Source organism: Alkalibacterium pelagium (assembly GCF_900109325.1).
In the GTDB taxonomy this organism is placed as follows: Bacteria; Bacillota; Bacilli; order Lactobacillales; family Carnobacteriaceae_A; genus Alkalibacterium; species Alkalibacterium pelagium.
This window is the reverse complement of the sequence record NZ_FNZU01000006.1, coordinates 98587-119173: the sequence shown is the minus strand read 5'-3', so window position 1 is coordinate 119173 and position 20587 is coordinate 98587. Positions and strand designations below refer to the sequence as shown.

Genomic DNA, 20587 nt, shown 5'->3' with positions numbered 1-20587 from the left:
TGCTCATTTCATTTGAGCGGGCTCTTTTTGATCGCTAGAACAGTAAGTCCTGCCAGTTGACTCGATAATCATAATCATCTGGAGTAGACTGATGCGAAAGTATACTTCGATAGGTCTATGCTTCATCACTCAGATTATAAAAATATTGACAGATCAGACCGTGCTTGCTATAGTACAGATGGAAATAACTAAGATCCAGTTGAACGGAGATAATTTTGTGAGTGTAACAGGTATCTAACCCAGTAAGTTGAATAGCCAGAAAAACCCGAACCATTAAGGTTTATTTGGCATGCTTATTAAGTGATACCTGTCGAACCCTATAGAATATCAATTCTAAGACGATAGTATGACTGCTGTCGTCTTTTTGTGTACCCAAATATAATATTCAGCGATCTTATTAATTCCTGTACAGGTATCTCTTTCACGAAAGGAAGAGAAGAATGATCGACAATAAAACACTGACAAACCTCCAGTTCAACCAGATTAGACAAGAGGTTAAAACCTATGCCATCGGTGATTATACCAAGGCAATTATAGACAACACTACTCCTGACACAACCCTTCAGACAGTAGAAACGAAGCTTCAGGAAACTACCGAGGCAAGACTCATCATCGACAGCGGCCAGCACGTGCCGTTCATGGGGCTGACTCAGATCAAGCGGCTGATGGACCATGTGACGAAAGGCATGCTCCTGACACCTGAAGAACTGACAGAGGTCGCGGATTTCCTCAGAAGTAACCGGATGATCCAGACTTTCTTTGAAAAAAATCAGTACCAGACTCCGCTGCTATACAGCTACTCCAAAGGGCTGACCAGCTTCAAGCGAATCGAAGACACAATCTATCAGAAGATTCATCATCAGAGCATTGCCGACGAGGCCTCAAGCAATCTGAAGAAAATCAGAAAGCACATCGGTGACAAAGAGAAAGAAATTGAAACGAGACTGACTAAGTTCCTGTCCAGCTCAACGAATCGGTCGATGATCCAGGACAGTCTGATTGTCAATAAAAATGGACACTACACGATTCCAGTTAAATCATCTTATAAGAACAAGATTTCAGGAAACATCGTGGATCAGTCTAGCAAAGGGACGACCGTTTATATCGAGCCCTCCGCAGTGACCAAACTGAATGAACAGATTGCCTTGCTTAAGTCTCAAGAGCAGGCGGAAGAGTATCAGATCCTCGCTGAGCTGACCGGAACGCTCTTTGAGACGGAACAAGCTATCAATGAAGCAATCGAGCTGGTCACACTTCTTGATACCTTATTCGCAAGGGCAAAATATAGCCGATCGATTGACGGTATAACCCCTAGCGTGAACAAAGAGGAACGAATCATGATCAGAAAAGGTCGTCATCCATTAATCAAAGAGGAGAGTGTGCCGCTGGATTTTGAACTGGGCACGACATACCGTGGACTGGTCATTACTGGTGCCAACGCCGGGGGCAAGACTGTCGTATTAAAAACAGTCGGCCTCCTGACTCTTATGACGATGTTCGGCCTGCAGATTCCTGTCACAGAAGGAACAGAGATCGCCGTCATGAACAAGATCTTTGTAGATATCGGAGATCAGCAGGCAATCGAAAATGCCTTAAGCACCTTTTCCGGTCATATGAAAAACATTTCGGACATCATGACAAAGGTCGGGCGTCATACCCTGGTCTTGTTAGATGAACTTGGCAGTGGGACTGAACCGAATGAAGGAGCTTCTCTGGCAATCGCGATTATGGAGACCTTGTACAAGCAAGGAGCACTGGTTGTAACGACGACCCATTACGGGGAAATCAAGCAGTTCGCAACCGATCATGAAGACATCCTTCCCGCCGCTATGGCCTTCGATAGGGAGACTCTGACACCTAAATATATCTTAAGAGTAGGGGAAGTGGGGGAGAGCCAGGCTTTATGGATCGCCAGAAAAATGGCCATGCCGGACAAGCTGATCAATAAAGCGGCTCTATATATTCAGAACAAATCCTACTCTACTGAGAAACAGTCTTTCAAACCAGCCAGCCAGAAGCAGTCGGGTTCAGTCAGACTGGAACCGACGCTCCGATTTCAGAAAGGGGACCGTGTACTCCTGACAGACCGGGACACCATCGGGCTCGTGTATTCAGACGAGGGAGAGCAGACACTTCAAGTGTTTGTGGAAGACGAGATCTATGAGGTCAGGCGTAAACGTGTGACACTGAACGCTTCAGCCAGTCAACTCTATCCGGACGGTTACGATTTGGACAGTCTGTTTACCGACTACCATATCAGAAAACGGGAAAGAGACCTGGAACGCGGGTCGAAAAAAGCGCACAAAGTACTGGATAAAGAGATGCGGAACAGACGTTTGAAGAAGTCGTGACAACACTTAGTTAAAGGAAAGAGCACCAGTCGACTTGGACTGATGCTCTTTTTTGTAGCTAAATTGTTGTCTAGTTTCACGTGCCAGCCTTTCGAGAAAAAGATAAATTTACCCATTGCGCAGTATGCTCATTCGGGGTAAATTTCCTATTTTCTTGTCAAGGCTGAACGGCGCGTGAAACTTTTCTATTCAATTTAGCCCCAGATTTTAATGCGGTTATGCCCGCTCTTCAGTTCTGAAATTGGGCCGAGTACAGAATCGCCGTCTTTGACCTTGCCTAATAGGTCAGTGTTGATGATGACGTCGCTTCCGTCCGGATTCTCATATTCAGCGTCAGCCAGACGGACACGTTCCAGTGTCTGAGTGGAGTGGACACCGCCAAACAGATTTTCAAATCCTTCAGGCAGATCGATTTCAAGGTAGACCTCATTGTCTTCCTCGGTAATCTTGATGCCTGGGTTATGGCCGGATACCAGATTGTTTTCTTCACGTTCAAACGGTTCAGCTCCGTTGAGGTATACATTCTGATTAATGTAGACCGGCTGTTCAACGACATTGAAGGCTTCGTGGTCGCTGCCAGGCTGGTGATGCACATCATAGATGAATTCCTCAAGTGACGTCGTATAGCCTTTGTAGTGGGCTGTACCGACTTCTTCAAGTCCTTCGTCTCCGATGAAGATGTTATTGAACCAGCGGTCATCTCCGCCGTAAACCGGAGCCATTCCTTTAAGATCTGTGCTGTGAGCCACATGATAAGGAGTAGAGCGGTCCAGCATTTTGCGGTGCTCCATATGTCCTCTGACAATGTTGTTTACATAAGCTCCACCTTGCGCATGATTGTCCAGAGCATAGTCGGCAGTCAGGATGTTATGGTCGATCAGGAACGGTCCGCTGCTGACTTCTACGAAGATGTCACGGTTGTTGCGGTAGAAGATGTTACGGCTGACTCGAGTCCCCTGAAGCTGCCAGTCCAGCCAGATGCCTAGTGAGCAGTCATGGATGCGGTTGTTGTGGATCTGAGTATCGATTGCCGCATGCAGCTTGATGCCGGCAATTTCATGACCCCAGAACTGACGCTTGACCGCAATGTTGTAGATATGGTTGTCATAGATTTCACTGAAAATACAGCCAAGGTGACCGACAACACCATTCTGTCCGCAGTCATAGATCGTATTGTGACGGACAATGTGTGAACCGACAGTTTCCTTGCTCCAGCCTTTTTTGTGAGCTTCAAATACAGTTTCAATCTGATAGTGGTAACCCGGTTTATCCTGACGCTTGGTGTAGTGGTTGTCACCAGTCGTGTTGTCTTTACCTAAACTGATCGCGCTGCATTTCGCATCGTGAATAATGTTGTTTTCGATGATCCAGCCTTTGCTCCAGTGCGGACCGATCAGTCCCGGCTGATCAGCGGTCGGTGGCGTCCAAGGTGTCGCTGCCTGGGCCATTTCAAATCCTCTGACGGTAATGTAGTCCATACCCGTCTTGTCAGGGAAGAAGCAGCTCTTACGGACGTTGATTTCTGTCAGTTCCTCGTTCGGATCAAAGTCGTGGAAGTTGGCATAGACAGTCGTTTCCGTTTCACCAACTTCACCATACCAGACATATTTCATCTGATCCTTGTCATGAACAGGAACAGTGGTACGCGTCCAGTGATCCACCACTTCAGAAGGGACGACCGGATCTTTAATATCGTCTAATGAGACAGCTTCATAAAAAGCTTTCCCGTTAACATAGACTTCACCTAAGTGACGGCCGGGGTTGTCGACGACCCAGTCTCCGTAAATTTCTTCCTTGAACGGGTTGTAGTCACCAAAGAATTCATTTGGAAGAACGGCTTTCCAGACAGTTCCTTCAGTCTTTTCCCAGCTGGTAATCTGTTCAGATCCTTTGATGACGACTTTATCGCCTTCAGCTGCCTGATAGGTGATGCGTCTGTGATTGCTTAATCCGGGATGCTGGGGCTTGACCCATTCGCGGTATTCGCCTTCATGAACGATGACCGTGTCACCGGCAATTGCTACTGATGCTGCCTTGTTTATAGTCAGAAACGGTTCCGCTTCTGAACCTTTTGCGATGTCTGATCCTTGTTTAGAAACATGATACACTGTTGCCATTTGCATTCCTCCTAGTCATTATGCCTTATTATAGTCCTGACAGCGCAATCATAACAGACCATAAAGAGTGTTTAAGTGGACAATATTAGTGATTTTTACATCGCATTCTCCTCGCTATGCATAGTAGTCTTGATATACAAACAAGTGGAGTATAATTGAAAGTAGAGATGTTTACCAATCACAGGAGGATGATCGACTGATGACTAACAATACAGATAAAATAGAAGCAGGAGTTGCCGCAGTCAAGGTGCTGGAAAGCTGGGGTGTCAAGCAGATTTATGGCCTGCCCGCCGGATCGCTGAACTCGTGGATGGACGCACTGAAACATGAAGAGACGGCTATCGACTTCGTTCAGGTGCGTCATGAGGAAGTGGGTGCACTGGCTGCTTCGATGCAATATAAATTCAGTGGAGAAATTGGTGTCGCATTAGGGTCAGGCGGACCAGGTGCAACGCATCTGATGAACGGACTCTATGATGCGAGAGAAGACGGCGTACCCATGCTGGCTATCATAGGACAGCGGGCTGAAAATGAAATCAACATGGATGCCTTTCAGGAAATGAACCACAACCCAGTGTTCGCAGACGTGGCCATCTATAATCGACGTGTGGCTTATCCGGAACAGCTGCCGAAAATCATCGACGAAGCGATTCGTACAGCCATTACCCGTAAAGGCGTGGCGGCAGTCGAAGTACCCGTGAGTTACGGATGGGAAGAGATCGACCGTGAAAACTGGTATTCTTCTGCAAATGCGCACCGGACACCTCCATATCCGATTCCTGAAGAGAAGAATATCGAAGAAGCGGCCAGAATACTGGAGAATGCGAAGCGGCCGGTCATTTATGCTGGAATCGGCACTCGGAGAAACGGGGACGCCGTCATGGCTCTGTCCCGCAAACTGAAAGCACCAGTAGCGGTCACTGGAATCAATTACGACACCTTCCCGCATGATTTTGAAGCACTGTTAGGATCAGCCAACCGGGTCTCCAGAAAACCGGCAGTAGAAGTGTTCGACGAAGCGGACGTCGTCTTGTTCGCCGGCAGCAATTATCCTTTCACCGAAGTGACAGGTGTGTTCGACCACGTCGATAAATTTATTCAGATCGATATCGATCCTTACAAACTAGGGAAGAGACACCCAGTAGACGTTGCCATCTTAGGCGATGCCGGATCAGTCATTCGGTCCATCACGGATAAGGTTTCAGAAAAACCGGAAAGCGCCTGGTACCGTGCCAACCTGAATAACATCAAGAACTGGGCTGCCTATATCGATAAGCTGGAAAACAAGAAGGAAGGGAAGCTGCAGATTTATCAGGCTTACCAGGCCATAAACCAGGTAGCGGACGACGACGCCATCTATTCCATAGACGTGGGGAACACCACCCAGACATCTGTGCGTCACTTGAAGATGTCACCTAAGAACATGTGGCGGACGTCAGGTGTGTTTGCGACGATGGGTAATGGACTGCCAGGTGCCATTTCCGCCAAGAAATCCTTTCCCGACAGACAGGTTTGGGATCTGACAGGAGACGGAGCATTCTCAATGGTGATGCAGGACATCGTAACGTGTGTCCAGTACAATTTGCCAAGCATCCATGTCGTTTTCTCAAATGAGGAGTATGCCTTCATCAAAGCCGAGCAGGAGGACACCAATCACTATTACTATGGTGTCGACTTCCAGTCCGTCGACTACGCGAAGATAGCCGAAGCTCAAGGGGCCGTCGGACTGACAGTCAGTGAAATCAGCGACCTGCATGAAGTCTTCCAGAAAGCTGTCGATCTAGAAAAATCCGGAAAGACTGTAGTCGTCAACGTGAAAATAAGCGAAGACCGTCCGATACCGGCTGAAGCACTGGAATTAGATCCAGCCTTATATCCAGAAGAAGAGATTCGCGCATTTAAAGAACGGTACGAAGCAGAAGAACTCGTTCCATTCAGTCAGTTTCTTAAAGATGAAGGCTTGGAGTCGTTCGTACAGAAGCGTCAAAACAAATCTACACAGGACGGCTCGAAGGTGGATACTGAGGAGCAGATTTGATAGTTTATTCCTATATTATTTTGAAAAAACTACCTAAACAACTTCTATTAAAATCAGCTATTGAAACGAAACAAATTATATTATTGATAATTTAAGTTTCATTTAAAGACGTCCAGCTACTTTTGTGTTTTAAAAAAGTAGCTGGACGTCTTTCTAATACTAAAGAATAGGCCTTAGTACATTAATATTGAAAACTTGATGATTTCTGTATCCAAACAAGATATCTTTAAAGCAGGTATTTATACATACTGAAGCTAAGAGAATAAATTGTTAAATAATAAGTTATTAATGCATTATCAAAAGTAACTTATTTTTGATATAATCTACTAGTGATGTAACCGAATTCAATAAAGTCTTTGCTGCAGAGTAACTTGTTTTAAGCAAGTATTATTAATATCCTATTCAGAAGATGAATTAAAGGAGTGTTCAAAGTGAAGAATATAATGTTAAATGACTTACTGAGAATTGAAGATTTATCTACAACTAAGATAAAATTTAATATTCATAATGGAGTAGAAGATCCTATGGATGAGTATACTAAAAATCCGGATATCGTTAATAATCAGTGGCTTTTCTGGCGTACAAAACAAAGATACTTTAGTGTAGGAGAAACTGCAATGTGTTTTCTTAGAATAGGATACGACCAGTGGCTTCTAACCACAATTAAAAAGGTTACAAAAGAACTTGACAAAATTAATGATATTAATTATGAAGGGGTTGAACTTGATGAATACAGTAAATATTACGGAAGAGTAGTAATCAAATATCACAAAACTTTCCAGAGTGGAGTACGTTGGAGTGAACCGCTCATCGATGACATGGAAGTATTACAGATCCTCCCTTCTGCTTTTGATGGGGTTGATTTTCCAGGGTACGATAAAGTCCACTTAAGTTACAATCAACTGGAAACTATCATCAAAAGACAAAAAATAGACTGGATTAAAGCATTAGAAAACCAGAAAGCAATCTATCTTATTCGAGACGACTATAATGGTAAACATTATGTAGGTTCTGCTACAGGAGACAATGGCATGTTACTACAGAGATGGTCTTCGTATGTCTTAAATGGTCACGGAGGAAACATCGAATTACTTAATATCGTTAACGACTCAGGTAAGGGGATGGACTATATTAAAAAGAACTTTAATTTTTCAATTCTGGAAAATTATAACTCACGAGTAGATAGGAATTTCATCCTACAACGAGAAAACTGGTGGAAAGATATACTTGGTAGCAAAAAGCCCTACGGATACAATGCTAATTAGTAAAAATTTTAAACGTAATTTATTATCTTTATTTTGATTATAGGAGATGTATCTTATTATGGAATTTTCTACAACACCATACGACGACATTCTTGTCATTTTTGAAAAAACACTAAACGTGAGCTTAATTGCTGAGAATATAAATACGTGCTCTCTTGAAGATGAAATTATAGAAGTTGTGGGTGAAATGACTAAGAATGACTACGATGTTTATGGAGTAGAAGGAATGGGCGGAAAAGTTATTGGATATTTACAGAATGACAATTCCTCTCAGGGCAAAGTAAAAAGCAACTTTAAAAAATTCGATTCAGATGAATTATTATCAGATTCTACATCTTTACTTAAGTTGCTTGAAGTTTTGAGAACGAAGAATAGAATGTTTGTTTTGGAAAACAATACTGTTGAAAAAATCGTGACAGTTGCCGATTTAAATAAACAGCCCATGAGAATGCTTATATTTAGTTTTATTTCAATTTTGGAAATGCAATTGACTGGTATTATCAAAGAAACTTTTCCAAATGATGAGTGGCTCATATTTTTAACACACAAACGAATAGAAAATGCAAAAGAAAAATACAATTATTTAGTAACTAAAAATAATGCTTTATCATTAATTGATAGTACTCAGCTTTGTGATAAAGGAACTATTATAAAACGAAGCAAAAAATTGCGCTTAAGTTTAGGCTTTGATTCCGGTAGAAAATGTGAGACCTTTTTCAGTAAATTGGAAGATTTACGAAATAATACTGCTCATTCACAAGAAAATATTTACACAGATAGTAGAGAACTAATTGATTTAATTCTTAGCATCAAATCCACAATAGAGACCATTCAAAATTTAAAGTAATTTCTTTCACATAATTTATATAGATTATATTACTAATTGCCCATAATATTTAGGAGTTCAAACTTAGATAATTTCCTTTTATAATTCGATGCACTGCTTAAATAAATCCTTAAAATCTAGAGGATTTATTTAGGTAGTGCATTTATAAATTATTAATTGAGTAAACTAATTAAATCGTACTATGTAATACCAATGATCAAAAACTGTTAATAGTTATAATTGCTTTTCGTTTATATTCAGCCAATATCTCTCGGATTTCAATTACAAAAAGAAGTGATTATGATAAGATGATTATAGATTATATTTTTATTAGAGGATGACATTAGAATGAATGAAATAGATAGACATACCCAAACTAACATCAATATACAGGAAAAATCCAACCTAATTTGGAACAATGCTGAAATTTTAAGAGGACTGTATAAGCCCCATGAATATGGGGAAATTGTCCTCCCAATGACTGTCATTAAACGATTCCATGATACACTTTTACCTACTCTGGAACAGGTGCATGAAACATATGAAGAATACAAGACCTTTGAGGTAGTGGATCCGTTCTTGCTGGATGCTACTGGGGGCTATTCTTTCTACAACACAAGCAAGTTTACCTTTACGTCTCTACTTTCAGACCCAGAACATATCGAAGAAAACTTCCGGGCCTACTTGAATGGCTTTTCCGATAATGTTCAAGATGTTTTGGAACATTTCTCATTCGACAATCATATCACCCGATTAGCCAATAATGATAAGCTCTTTTACGTTATTCAGGAATTTAATCAACCCGCTGCTTACATGGGTGCAGACAAGATATCCAGTACCGATATGGGATATGTATTTGAGGATTTGGTCAGACGCTTCAGTGAATCATATAATGAAGAAGCTGGGGAACATTTTACCAGTCGGGACATCATTTACTTAATGACTGACATTCTTCTGGCAGAGGATAAGAACATGTTGATGGATAATGGCGTTGTTAAAACAGTTTACGATCAGACAATGGGCACATCACAGATGTTGAGCGCCATAACAGAACGTCTACAGGAATTTGACCGAGATGCAGAGGTCACTACATTTGGACAAGAAATTAATCCATCGACCTACGCGATTGCGAAAGCTGATACGATGATTCGCGGAGGTAACCCAGGAAACATGAAACTGGGCAACACTCTAACTGAAGATGGCTTTCCAGGATATACATTTGACTACTGCATATCCAATCCTCCTTTTGGTGTGGACTGGAAGAGCTCCCATAAGAAGGTAAAAGCAGAACATGACGAAGGAGAAAATGGACGCTTTGCTCCAGGCCTTCCGCGCAAGAGTGATGGGCAACTACTTTTCACACTAAATGCTTTAAAGAAACTTAAAGATGATGGACGTATGGCGATTATTCATAATGGATCTGCTCTATTTAGTGGAGCTGCAGGAAGTGGCGAATCTGAGATACGTCGATATGTGATTGAGAATGATTGGTTGGATGCGATTATACAACTCCCAGGGGATAGTTTTTACAACACTGGCATCACAACTTACGTCTGGATTTACTCTAAAGACAAACCTCTTCACCGTGCAGGAAAAGTTCAGCTGATTGACGCCAGTGAAATGTACGATAAACGCCGAAAGAGTATTGGTAGCAAGCGTGTCGACATCACTGAAGAGTGTCGCGAAATCATCGTACAGGCTTATGGAGAGTTTTTGGATAAAGAGTACGTTTTGGATGACCGCCGAGTCGAATCTAAGATAATGAACAATGAAGACTTTGGCTTTTACAAAGTGACTGTGGAAAGTCCTGAAAAAGACGAAGAAGGTAATATCATTTTGAAAAAAGGCAAGCCAAAAGCAGACACAAACTTGAGAGACACCGAAGATATTCCTTTAACAGAAGACATTGACGAGTATTTTGAACGAGAAATCAAGCCCTTCAATTCAGAAGCATGGATTGATAAAAAGAAAACAAAAGTTGGTTACGAGATTCCCTTTACTCGCCTATTCTATAAATATCAAGCGCCTGAAAAATCAGAAGACATAGCTAAGCGCATTTCAGAAATAGAAGCACGCATTGTTAAGAGCTTCGAAGCCCTCTCAGGTGAGGAGGTTGATGTAGATGGCGAATAGAGAGATGAAAGATAGTGGAGTTGAGTGGATTGGTGAGATGCCTGAAAAATGGAGATTAGGTAAAGTCAAAAACGCCTTTATAAGAAAAAAAGAAAAAGCGGATATTAATAATCCCACTGTTTTATCACTTGCAAGAAGAGGTATCAAAGTCAGAAATATAGATAACAATGAAGGACAACTGGCCGCTGATTATAGTAATTACAATCCTGTTAATAAAGGCGACATTTTATTGAATCCAATGGATTTGGTCAGTGGAGCTAATTGTAATATCTCTTATATAAATGGAGTGATAAGTCCGGCTTACATTAACCTTAAAAATTTAGAAAATTACTATTCAAACTACTATATTTATTATTTTAAATTGCAATACTGGTCAAATGCTTTTTTCGCACATGGAAAAGGAGTATCGTACGAAAATAGATGGACACTTAATAATGAAACCATTATGAATTATCCAATACCAGTACCATCTATCGAGGAACAACAAAAGATTGCTGCTTTTCTAGATGAAAAAGTGGCGCATATCGACAATATCATCGAAGATACAAAACAATCGATTGAGAACCTGAAGGCCTACAGACAATCACTCATTACTGAAACAGTCACCAAAGGACTGGATCCTGATGTGGAGATGAAAGATAGTGGAATAGACTGGATTGGAGTAGTACCTCAACATTGGATTAGTTCAAGAATCAAATACGTTACAAAAATTTCAAGAGGTCAATTCAGTCATCGACCAAGGAATGATGAAAGGTTTTATAATGGACAATATCCATTTATACAGACAGGAGATGTAGCAAGAGCCAAAAAATACATTACAAGCTATAGTCAAACCTTAAACGAATTAGGAAAAAAAGTAAGTAAAGAATTTCCAAAAGGTACGCTTGTCATGAATATTGCAGCAAATGTAGGAGATGTTGCTATTTTAGATTTTGATTCATATTTTCCGGATAGCGTTGTAGGGTTTGTACCTATAGAAGAATACAACTGGAATTATTTATATTATACTTTTTCTGGCATGAAAGCTACGTTTGTTCGTACAGCAATTTCGAACACACAACTTAACTTAAATGTTGACCGTATAAAAGATATGTACATTCCTATAGCACCAGATTATAGTGAGCAGCTTCAAATTGCAGACTTCCTTGATAATAAAATTTCTAATATTGATTCACTGATAAAGAAAAAAAGCGAGATAATTACAGAGTTAGAATCCTACAAAAAATCATTGATTTATGAATACGTCACCGGAAAAAAGGAGGTCAAGTAATGTCTTTACAGGATGATGAACGCCGATTTGAACAGGATATTGAAACATATTTATTGACGCAAGGTGGCTACACTAAAGGAAGCATGAAAGACTATGATGCTGACCGGGCGATTAACTTAAACGAGCTTTTAGCCTTTGTCAAAGAAACACAGCCTAAACAGTGGAAAAGATACGAACTCAATTATCAAGGGAAGGCCGAAGAAAAGTTTTATAATCGTCTTAATGATGAGATTATTAACAATGGATTGCTACATGTGTTGCGGCATGGCATTGAAGACCGAGGAGCTAAGATAAAAGTCGCCGCTTTCCGCCCTGAATCGTCTTTGAATGGTAAAGTGATTGCGGACTATCAGGCGAACCGACTGACTGTTACACGTCAGTTTGCCTATAGCTCCAGTAATCGCAAAACATTGGACATGGCACTATCCTTGAATGGAATACCTATCGTAGCGTTGGAGCTAAAAAATCAGATCAAAGGCCAGAGTGTTACACATGCTAGGCGTCAGTTTAAAGAAGACCGGAACCCTCGGGAGCTGTGTTTTCAGTTCAACAAGCGCTTCTTAGTTTACTTTGCAGTCGATCTTTATGAAGCCTGGATGACAACGCACTTAAAAGGCAAACAGACCTACTTCTTACCCTTCAATCAAGGCAGTAAAGGGGCAGGGAATGTTGGCGGCAAAGGAAACCCTGACAACCCAACTGGTTATGCAACATCCTATTTATGGGAGAAAGTACTACAAAAAGACAACTTGATGGAAATCTTGCAGCGCTTCATGAGTCTGGAGGGCGATCCCCATAAAGGAAAGCTCATCTTTCCGCGCTACCACCAGTGGGATGTTGTGTCGAAATTAGTGCATCATACTCGTACGAATGGAAGCGGACGCAATTACCTTATCCAGCATAGTGCGGGAAGTGGAAAGTCAAACAGTATAGCCTGGTTAGCTTACCGCTTGAGTAGTCTACATAATCAGGATGACGAATCGGTTTACTCCTCTGTTATCGTAGTAACCGACAGACGTGTACTGGATCAGCAACTTCAAAAAACCATTGCCAGTTTTGATCACGTGACCGGACTGGTGGAAACCATCGACGACAAAAAATCATCACAGGATTTGAAAGACGCCATTAATGCTGGTAAGAAAATAATTGTGACGACGCTCCAAAAGTTCCCAGTGATTTATGACGAAGTAGATAGTGCCAATGGTCGAAATTTCGCAATAATTGTCGACGAAGCCCATTCATCACAAACAGGAAGCAGTGCACAAAAGCTAAAGACTGCCTTAGCAGATACCGAAGCAGCCCTTAGAGAATATGCTGAGATTGAAGGGGAAGAAGAAGCCAATAAGTTGGATGGACAAGATAAATTAGTGAAAGAACTAATGAGTCATGGCCGCCACGATAACTTAAGTTTCTTTGCTTTTACCGCTACACCCAAAGAGAAAACCCTTGAAATGTTTGGCTCCAAGCAAGAAGATGGAACATTCAAGCCGTTCCACACCTATTCTATGCGCCAGGCAATTGAAGAAGGCTTTATTCTCGATGTACTTAAGAATTACACAACCTACAAGACTGCTTACCGGATTGCTCGCGAAACAGATGACAACCCAGAAGTCCCTGAAACACAGGCACTGAAAGCCATTAAGAGATACGAGTCCCTTCATCCATACAATCTTAAACAAAAGACTGCTATTATGGTTGAACAATTCAAGGAAGTAACCCAGCATAAGATAAAAGGGAAAGGCAAAGCAATGATTGTTACTCCCTCAAGATTGCATGCAGTACGTTACTTCAAAGAATTCAAAGCGTACATCAAGCAAAAAGGCTACCATGATATGGATGTACTGGTGGCATTCAGCGGTACTGTTAATGATCAATCAGAAGAGTATACCGAAAGCAAGCTGAACACGAAAAAGGATGGCAAGTCGATTTCGTCTGATCAAATAAAGGCGGAATTCAATACTGAAGAATTCAACGTCATCGTAGTAGCGGAGAAGTTTCAGACAGGCTTTGATGAACCGCTTTTGCATACGATGTTTGTTGACAAGAAGCTAAGCGGAGTCAAGGCAGTTCAAACCTTATCTCGACTGAATAGAACACATCCCGATAAAAATGACACTTTTGTATTAGACTTTGTTAACGAAGCAGAAGAAATTAAGGAAGCATTTGAACCTTATTACGAGGAAACAACTCTGAATGAAGCCATTGATGTCAATTTAGTCTATGATACAAAGAACAAATTGCGTAAATACGTTGTCTATAATCAAAAAGACGTAGATGATATCATGAAAATCTATAATAAAAAAGGGCCACAGAATGACCGCCAATTAGGTCAGTTCACGAGTGCTTTGAAGCCTATTATCAATCGGTATTTAGACTTGGAAGAAAGCCAGCAATATGAATTTAGAGTGACTTTACGAAATTTCGTCAAGTGGTATGCCTACATCACTCAGTTAACACGTATGTTCGACCAGACACTCCATCAAGAGTACATTTTTGCCAAATACCTTGTAAAGTTCCTGCCAAAGGAAAGTAGAGACGTGGTAGATCTTGATGATAAGATTAAATTGGAGTTCTTCCAGCTGAAGAAAGAGTTTAAAGGGGATGTATCACTGACACCGGATACTGTGGATGGCGAACTGGAAAATGTCAAAGAAGTGGATGCCAATCCTAAACCACCCGAAGAGGACGAGTTTTTGGAAGCGATCATTAAGAAAGTCAATGACCGCTTCCAAGGCGAGTTTACTGATTCAGACAGAGTAGTAGTAGAAGAAATTTACCGAAAAGCGATTAAAGGAAATACGAAACTCAAGCAGCAAGCCAACAATAATAGTCAACAAATGTTTGAAGAAAATCTCTTCCCACAAGAGTTTCAAAAGATTGCCCAGGATTCATTCAAGTCGCAGTCAAAAGCCTTTGCGAAGCTATTTAAAGATAAGACGTTCTATACAGTCGTACTGAATGCCGTCAGTCGTGAGGTTTATAAAGAGCTGAGGAAATAAAGGTGCAAACAGAAGGAATATTATATTCCTTCTGTTTATTCTAAATATTTTTAAAGCGGATGCATTGGAGGTAAATATGAAAGCTACAGAAGCAAAATTGCTTGAGTTTATAAAGAAATCACCTCAATTTATTATTCCGATATACCAGCGCTCCTACTCATGGTCCAATAAAGAGTGCGAGCAGTTATGGGAAGATATAATCAGAACTGGAAAGAATGAAAATGTACAAGCACACTTTGTCGGCTCAATTGTTTATATTGAAAAAGGTATTTATCATGTAACGAGTCAGTCTCCCTTGCTAGTCATAGATGGACAGCAGAGATTAACTACGTTAACTCTTTTGATTGCGGCATTAGCAAATAAATTAGATGCATTGCCTAGTGACAGAAAAGAGATTGTCGAAGGCTTTTCTCCAAGAAAGCTGCGAAATTACTATTTGAAAAATCCTGAGGAAGAAGGCGAAAGATATTACAAACTGATTTTGTCCAAAACTGACAAAAACTCATTACTTTCAATTATTGACGATAAAGATTGGCCGGCAGATCACTCTTTAAGAATACAAGAAAACTTTGATTATTTTAAATATCAGATCGACAGATACAGTGATGAACTTGAAGTGTTATGTAAAGGTATTGCCAAACTAATTTTAGTAGACATTTCTCTTAATAACAATCAGGACAATCCGCAATTGATATTCGAGAGTATGAATTCCACCGGAAAAGAGCTGACTCAAGCTGATTTAATTCGGAATTATATATTGATGGGTCTTGATATCAAAGATCAGGAATACTTATATGAACATTACTGGCGCCCAATGGAGTTAGATTTTGGTCAAGAAGCGTACACTTCTGATTTTGACCGATTCATGAGACACTTCCTGATCGTAAAAACTGGAAAAATCCCCAGGATCAACGAAGTTTACGCTTCTTTCAAAGAGTATGCTGCTTTAAGCAGAGCCAGAGGGGTCGAAATCAGTGACATAGTTAAAGATATTAGACTCTACTCTAAATACTATTGCAATATGACATTAAATAAAGAATCTGATCCTGACTTAAATGACATCTTCAATCATATTAGAGAGTTGAGAGTAGATGTCGCTTATCCACTGCTTCTGGAGTTATATGATGATTACAGAAATAAAGTTTTATTAAAAGAGGATTTCATAAAGATACTGAAACTTGTTGAATCCTATGTGTTTAGAAGAAACATCTGCTCTATACCAACTAACTCCTTGAATAAAACTTTTTCAACTTTTATGAAATCTGTTGATCGCAGCCGTTATCTTGAAAGTGTGGAAGCACATTTCATTCTTTTGCCTTCCTATCGCAGATTTCCCAACAATAGTGAATTTACGAAAGAACTAAAAATAAGAGACTTGTATAATATTCCTAGAAGAAGATACTGGTTCAATAAAGTAGAGAATTATAACAGAAAAGAGCACGTTGAGGTCAGCCAATATACGATCGAACATATCATGCCTCAAAATGATAACTTATCAGAAGAATGGAAAAGAGAACTAGGCTCTGAGTGGGAGAGAATACGTGAAACCTGGCTGCACACTATAGGAAACTTGACTCTTACCGGTTATAATTCTGAATATAGCGATAAACCTTTTCACGTAAAAAGAGATATGGAAAATGGTTTCAGAGACAGTCCAATCAAGTTAAACAATAGCCTGAGAGATGTCCAGATGTGGAATGAAGATGCAATCAAGGAAAGAGCTGAAAAGCTGAGTAATTTAGCTGTAAAGATATGGGAAGCCCCAGAATTACCTGAAGAAGTTCTTGAACTTTACAAGCCAGCTTCAAAAGCAAAAGAAAATCAATCCATACATGATTACCCGTTCATATCTCAGGAAAATGCATCTTATGTTCCAGAAATAAAGGATTTGTTTGATGCGTTAAGAAAGGAAGTATTAGCTATTGATTCCTCGATAAACGAAGATTACCTTAGAAGGTATATTGCTTATAAAGTCGATACAAATTTCCTGGATGTGGTTCCACAATCTAAACGATTAAGATTATCACTCAATATGCCCTACAAAGAAATTGACGATCCTCAAAATCTCACAAAAGACGTATCGAATATAGGCCGATGGGGAAATGGAGATGTAGAAGTTGGGTTTTCCAGCCTAAATGAGTTGACTTACATTATCTATCTTGTTAAACAGTCATATGACTGGCAGATGAATAGCGAGGACTAAATATTTATAAATCTAAGTCATCCACTGTATCGTACTGCTACTGTAGAAAAAGTAGTTGACTGAAGGCATAAGAGTAACCGCTAATAAATACTCTTATGCCTTTTGTATAAATCAATATTACATAAAAACATGGAGGCGAAACCCCTTGAAAAATAAGAGAACAGGCTATCTTCTTGCGTTATTCTTAGGTGTTTTTGGAGCACACTTATTTTATTATAAAAAATATGTTCGAGCCACATTATATCTTCTTTTTTTCTGGACATATGTACCTATCCTTCTAGGCTGGATCGATATGCTGTTTATTAAGAAGTGGAATGAAGAAATCAATAATAACATATTAGGTGAAATCGAAAAGACAGTTAATGCATATGAAGATGACGGTGCAGAAAAATCAACTTTAAAAAAAGAAACTGAACATAGTAAATCTTCAGATAAAACAACCAAACGTCAAAAAGTAGAATCTTTTCTTAAGGAATCATTTGAGTTTTATAATGATAAAGATATTATACTTGAGGAATTTAATCACCTCACAACCCCTAATGATATCGTGGAATCAGTCAGTGAAGTTAAATCAGATACTGAAAATACTTATAAACGTAATTCTCCCACGATACAGTTTACTGTGAGTAACTCTCAAAAAGAGTTCGTTAAAAACTCTTTGAAATTTGCGAAGAAGAGAGGTAAACAGACTAAAGAAATACCTTTCAGCAGTTATTGGCCGACATTCAGCAGCCTCAATGACAGACAGTTAAAATGGTATTTTTACTGGAGAGAACAAGTACTTAATAACAACTATATCGATGTAGATCTAAGTTACATTTTTATCTTTGTATACGAATTGCTTAACTATTCATTCAACAGCAAAGCCGCTTTTAATATCAGCATGCTGGTAAGACTCATGGAAAATTATGAGGACCGATTCCCTGAGATCAATAAATACTTAACCGAATGGATAGCAGATATGCTGTACGAATTAGGTGAAACAGACTTGGCTGCTCAGTGGGATACAACAGAAGACAGGATTCCTCCTTTATATAACGAGATTCAACACAATAAAGACTCTCTGAACAGTATTTCTATAACCTACTGGAAACCTTATCTGAAAAATTATAGAGAGACAGAATTTTTCAAACAGAACAAGAATAAGATTTACAACAAATTCAAGCAGGGAATCGTCACAGTACAGAAACGAATAAATGACAATAGTGAAAACGTTCTGAATGAATGGTTTGAACAACGGGATAGAAGGATTGTCAGAGATCTCTATCAAAGTGCCGTTATGGGCAGAAGATTCGACCCAGTACATGTATATGTTAAAGAATATAGACCAACAGATAAACTAACAGAAATGGTTTCGAACCTCTTTCGACTTTCCGAGAACATTGTTCGTTCAGAAAGTGGTGTCAAAAGAGAAATTAAAGTAGATGATTCAGTGCTACCTGAAAATCTTAAAAATGATTTACTAGACAGCAAAGACAGATTCAAAATGGTTCAGTCAAAAGAACAGTCTTCGAAAGGAAGTTCGATTCCTAAAAAGCCTGCCAATGAAGAGCCTGAAAGCAACATAATTAATTTAAATTGGGAAGAAATTAAGAGAAAAGAAAAAGAATTAGATGTCCTCCAAAATGCTATTGAACCATCAACAGCTAATGACATAGAACCGATAGTGGACAAGACAGACAAGAATGCCGTTACTTCTTTAGACGAAACAAATAACGACAGTTTTTTCAGTAAGGAAAAAAGTGATCACGCTTCAATCACTGCTATGGGTATTTTCAATGATGTAGATGAAGATTACGAAGGATTTTTAGATTCATTAAATTCAATTGAGAAAGAATTCGTTTTGATGTTTGAAAGCAGTATTGTATCATTTGAAAAAGCTGCAGCATTCGCCAAGAATAATGGTATGATGCTGACTGTATTACTGACAGCAATAAATGAAAAGGCTAACGAAAATCTGGAAGATATCTTATTTGAAGAAGACAGTGATGAAGTGAGAATAATTAAAGACTTTCAAGATGTAATCGATTATGTGAGAGGTGACTTAATTGAAAATTAAAAAAAGAGACTCAGCAGCTATATTGAATTCTCTATCAGGCGGAGTGGTTCCTAGCAGAGGACTGCACCATGTCATGGTAGGGCGTACCGAGGAGGCACAGCAGATTCTGAATGACCTGGAAATTATCGAGCAGGGATCATCAGTTGTGAAATTTTATATCGGAGCTTTCGGAACTGGTAAAAGCTTTATACAATCACTCATACAGCAAATTGCTTTTAAACAGAACTATGCAGTTACTAAAGCGGATTTTTCACCAGTTAGACAGTTGTATGGGCGAGAAGGAAAAGCAGTTGCAACTTATACAGAATTAATGAAAAATCTGGCAATTTCCACTAAACCTGACGGGAACGCTTTAAATGTTATTCTGGAAAAATGGATAAGCGGCGTTCAGAATAAAATCGTCCAGGAGAAACACTATGATTCGATTGAGTTGGAAAACCAGGAATTCATAAAAGATGTAGAAAAAGAAATAGTGTCTGTAGTTTCCAAAATGGATGAGTTGACCGGTGGCCATGATTTTTCTCGCATACTTAACATGTACTTCAGAGGGTTTGTTCATGATGATAAAAATCTTCAGCGTCAAGCTTTAAAATGGCTGCGCGGTGAATATAAAACAAAGACTGATGCCAGAAAGGACCTGGGAGTTAGAGAAATCATTACTGACACCAATTACTATGATTACATTAAGGTTATTGCCAAATTTGTTAAAAGCATCGGATACAATGGATTGGTTATTAACTTTGATGAAGCGATCAATATCTACAAAATTACTCACTCTCAGACTAGAAACAAAAATTATGAGACAATTCTAAAAATTTTTAATGATACGGTCCAAGGTAATGTAGAAGGGTTATACATTACCTTCGGGGGTACGCATGAATTCCTGGAAGATGAAAGACGGGGATTGTTCAGTTATGGGGCACTAAAAAGAAGATTAGAAACAAATCCTTACGAAACCAAGGAGTTCAGAGATTTGTCTCAGCCAGTTATTAAACTGACTCCACTTAATCACGATGATACTTATCTGTTGTTATCCAAGCTGAAGGATATTCATGCTGCTCACCATGGGTATGTTTCTTCCGTTTCGCAAGAAGAGATTGTTTCCTTTATCAATGATCAGTATTCCCGACCCGGTGCGGAAAATAACTTAACAGTCGGTCATATCATCAAACACTTTTTAAGTGTCTTGAATATCATTCAGAAGTATCCTCAATATGACAGAAGAGAAATTTTCAAACATGCGGGCAGCGAAGAAGAACAAACTTCTGATGCTGTGACATCAAGATTTTCTAGTATGGAGGGATAATAATTAGTACTTTTGACTTG

At 39.6% G+C, this 20587-nt stretch carries 11 protein-coding genes; 10 read left to right on the top strand and 1 reads right to left on the bottom strand.

The annotated features are described in order from the left end of the window. Window positions 1-440 precede the first annotated feature (440 nt). Window positions 441-2351, top strand: coding sequence for an endonuclease MutS2 (locus tag BMX79_RS06485; RefSeq protein WP_091480531.1), 1911 nt, complete (start codon window positions 441-443; stop codon window positions 2349-2351). A 194-nt stretch (window positions 2352-2545) separates the two neighbouring features. Here the strand turns inward: BMX79_RS06485 and BMX79_RS06480 are convergent, their stop codons facing one another. Continuing rightward, window positions 2546-4468 carry a right-handed parallel beta-helix repeat-containing protein gene (locus tag BMX79_RS06480; RefSeq protein ID WP_091480529.1) on the bottom strand — a complete coding sequence of 641 codons (1923 nt, stop codon included), beginning with the start codon at window positions 4466-4468 and terminating at the stop codon, window positions 2546-2548. Between the two features lie 199 nt (window positions 4469-4667). On the opposite strand from BMX79_RS06480, the gene spxB reads away from it, so the two are divergent. The 9 genes from spxB (at window position 4668) to BMX79_RS06435 (ending at window position 20567) form a co-directional block, all read left to right on the top strand. Then, window positions 4668-6506: a pyruvate oxidase gene (spxB, locus tag BMX79_RS06475; protein ID WP_091480526.1), complete on the top strand. Its 1839-nt coding sequence runs from the start codon at window positions 4668-4670 to the stop codon at window positions 6504-6506. Window positions 6507-6937: 431 nt separating this feature from the next. Beyond that, window positions 6938-7771, top strand: a complete 834-nt coding sequence (locus BMX79_RS06470; protein WP_246117651.1) for a GIY-YIG nuclease family protein — start codon at window positions 6938-6940, stop codon at window positions 7769-7771. 58 nt (window positions 7772-7829) lie between these two features. After that, complete coding sequence (locus BMX79_RS06465; protein ID WP_091480522.1) at window positions 7830-8618, top strand: hypothetical protein; 789 nt, start codon at window positions 7830-7832, stop codon at window positions 8616-8618. A gap of 327 nt (window positions 8619-8945) precedes the next feature. Next, a complete protein-coding gene (locus BMX79_RS06460; RefSeq protein ID WP_091480520.1) occupies window positions 8946-10730 on the top strand; it encodes a type I restriction-modification system subunit M in 1785 nt (594 codons plus the stop codon). After that, window positions 10720-12000, top strand: coding sequence for a restriction endonuclease subunit S (locus tag BMX79_RS06455; protein WP_091480518.1), 1281 nt, complete (start codon window positions 10720-10722; stop codon window positions 11998-12000). The genes BMX79_RS06460 and BMX79_RS06455 overlap by 11 nt, the downstream gene beginning before the upstream one ends. Next, a complete protein-coding gene (locus BMX79_RS06450; RefSeq protein ID WP_091480515.1) occupies window positions 12000-14999 on the top strand; it encodes a type I restriction endonuclease subunit R in 3000 nt (999 codons plus the stop codon). Before BMX79_RS06455 ends, BMX79_RS06450 begins: the two co-directional genes overlap by 1 nt. Window positions 15000-15075: 76 nt before the next feature. After that, window positions 15076-17202: a DUF262 and DUF1524 domain-containing protein gene (locus tag BMX79_RS06445; protein WP_091480512.1), complete on the top strand. Its 2127-nt coding sequence runs from the start codon at window positions 15076-15078 to the stop codon at window positions 17200-17202. A gap of 55 nt (window positions 17203-17257) precedes the next feature. Next, window positions 17258-19261, top strand: coding sequence for a TerB N-terminal domain-containing protein (locus BMX79_RS06440; RefSeq protein ID WP_091480510.1), 2004 nt, complete (start codon window positions 17258-17260; stop codon window positions 19259-19261). Continuing rightward, window positions 19251-20567 (top strand): ATP-binding protein, encoded by a 1317-nt coding sequence (locus BMX79_RS06435; protein WP_091480507.1) that lies wholly within the window; start codon window positions 19251-19253, stop codon window positions 20565-20567. Before BMX79_RS06440 ends, BMX79_RS06435 begins: the two co-directional genes overlap by 11 nt. Window positions 20568-20587: the final 20 nt, after the last annotated feature.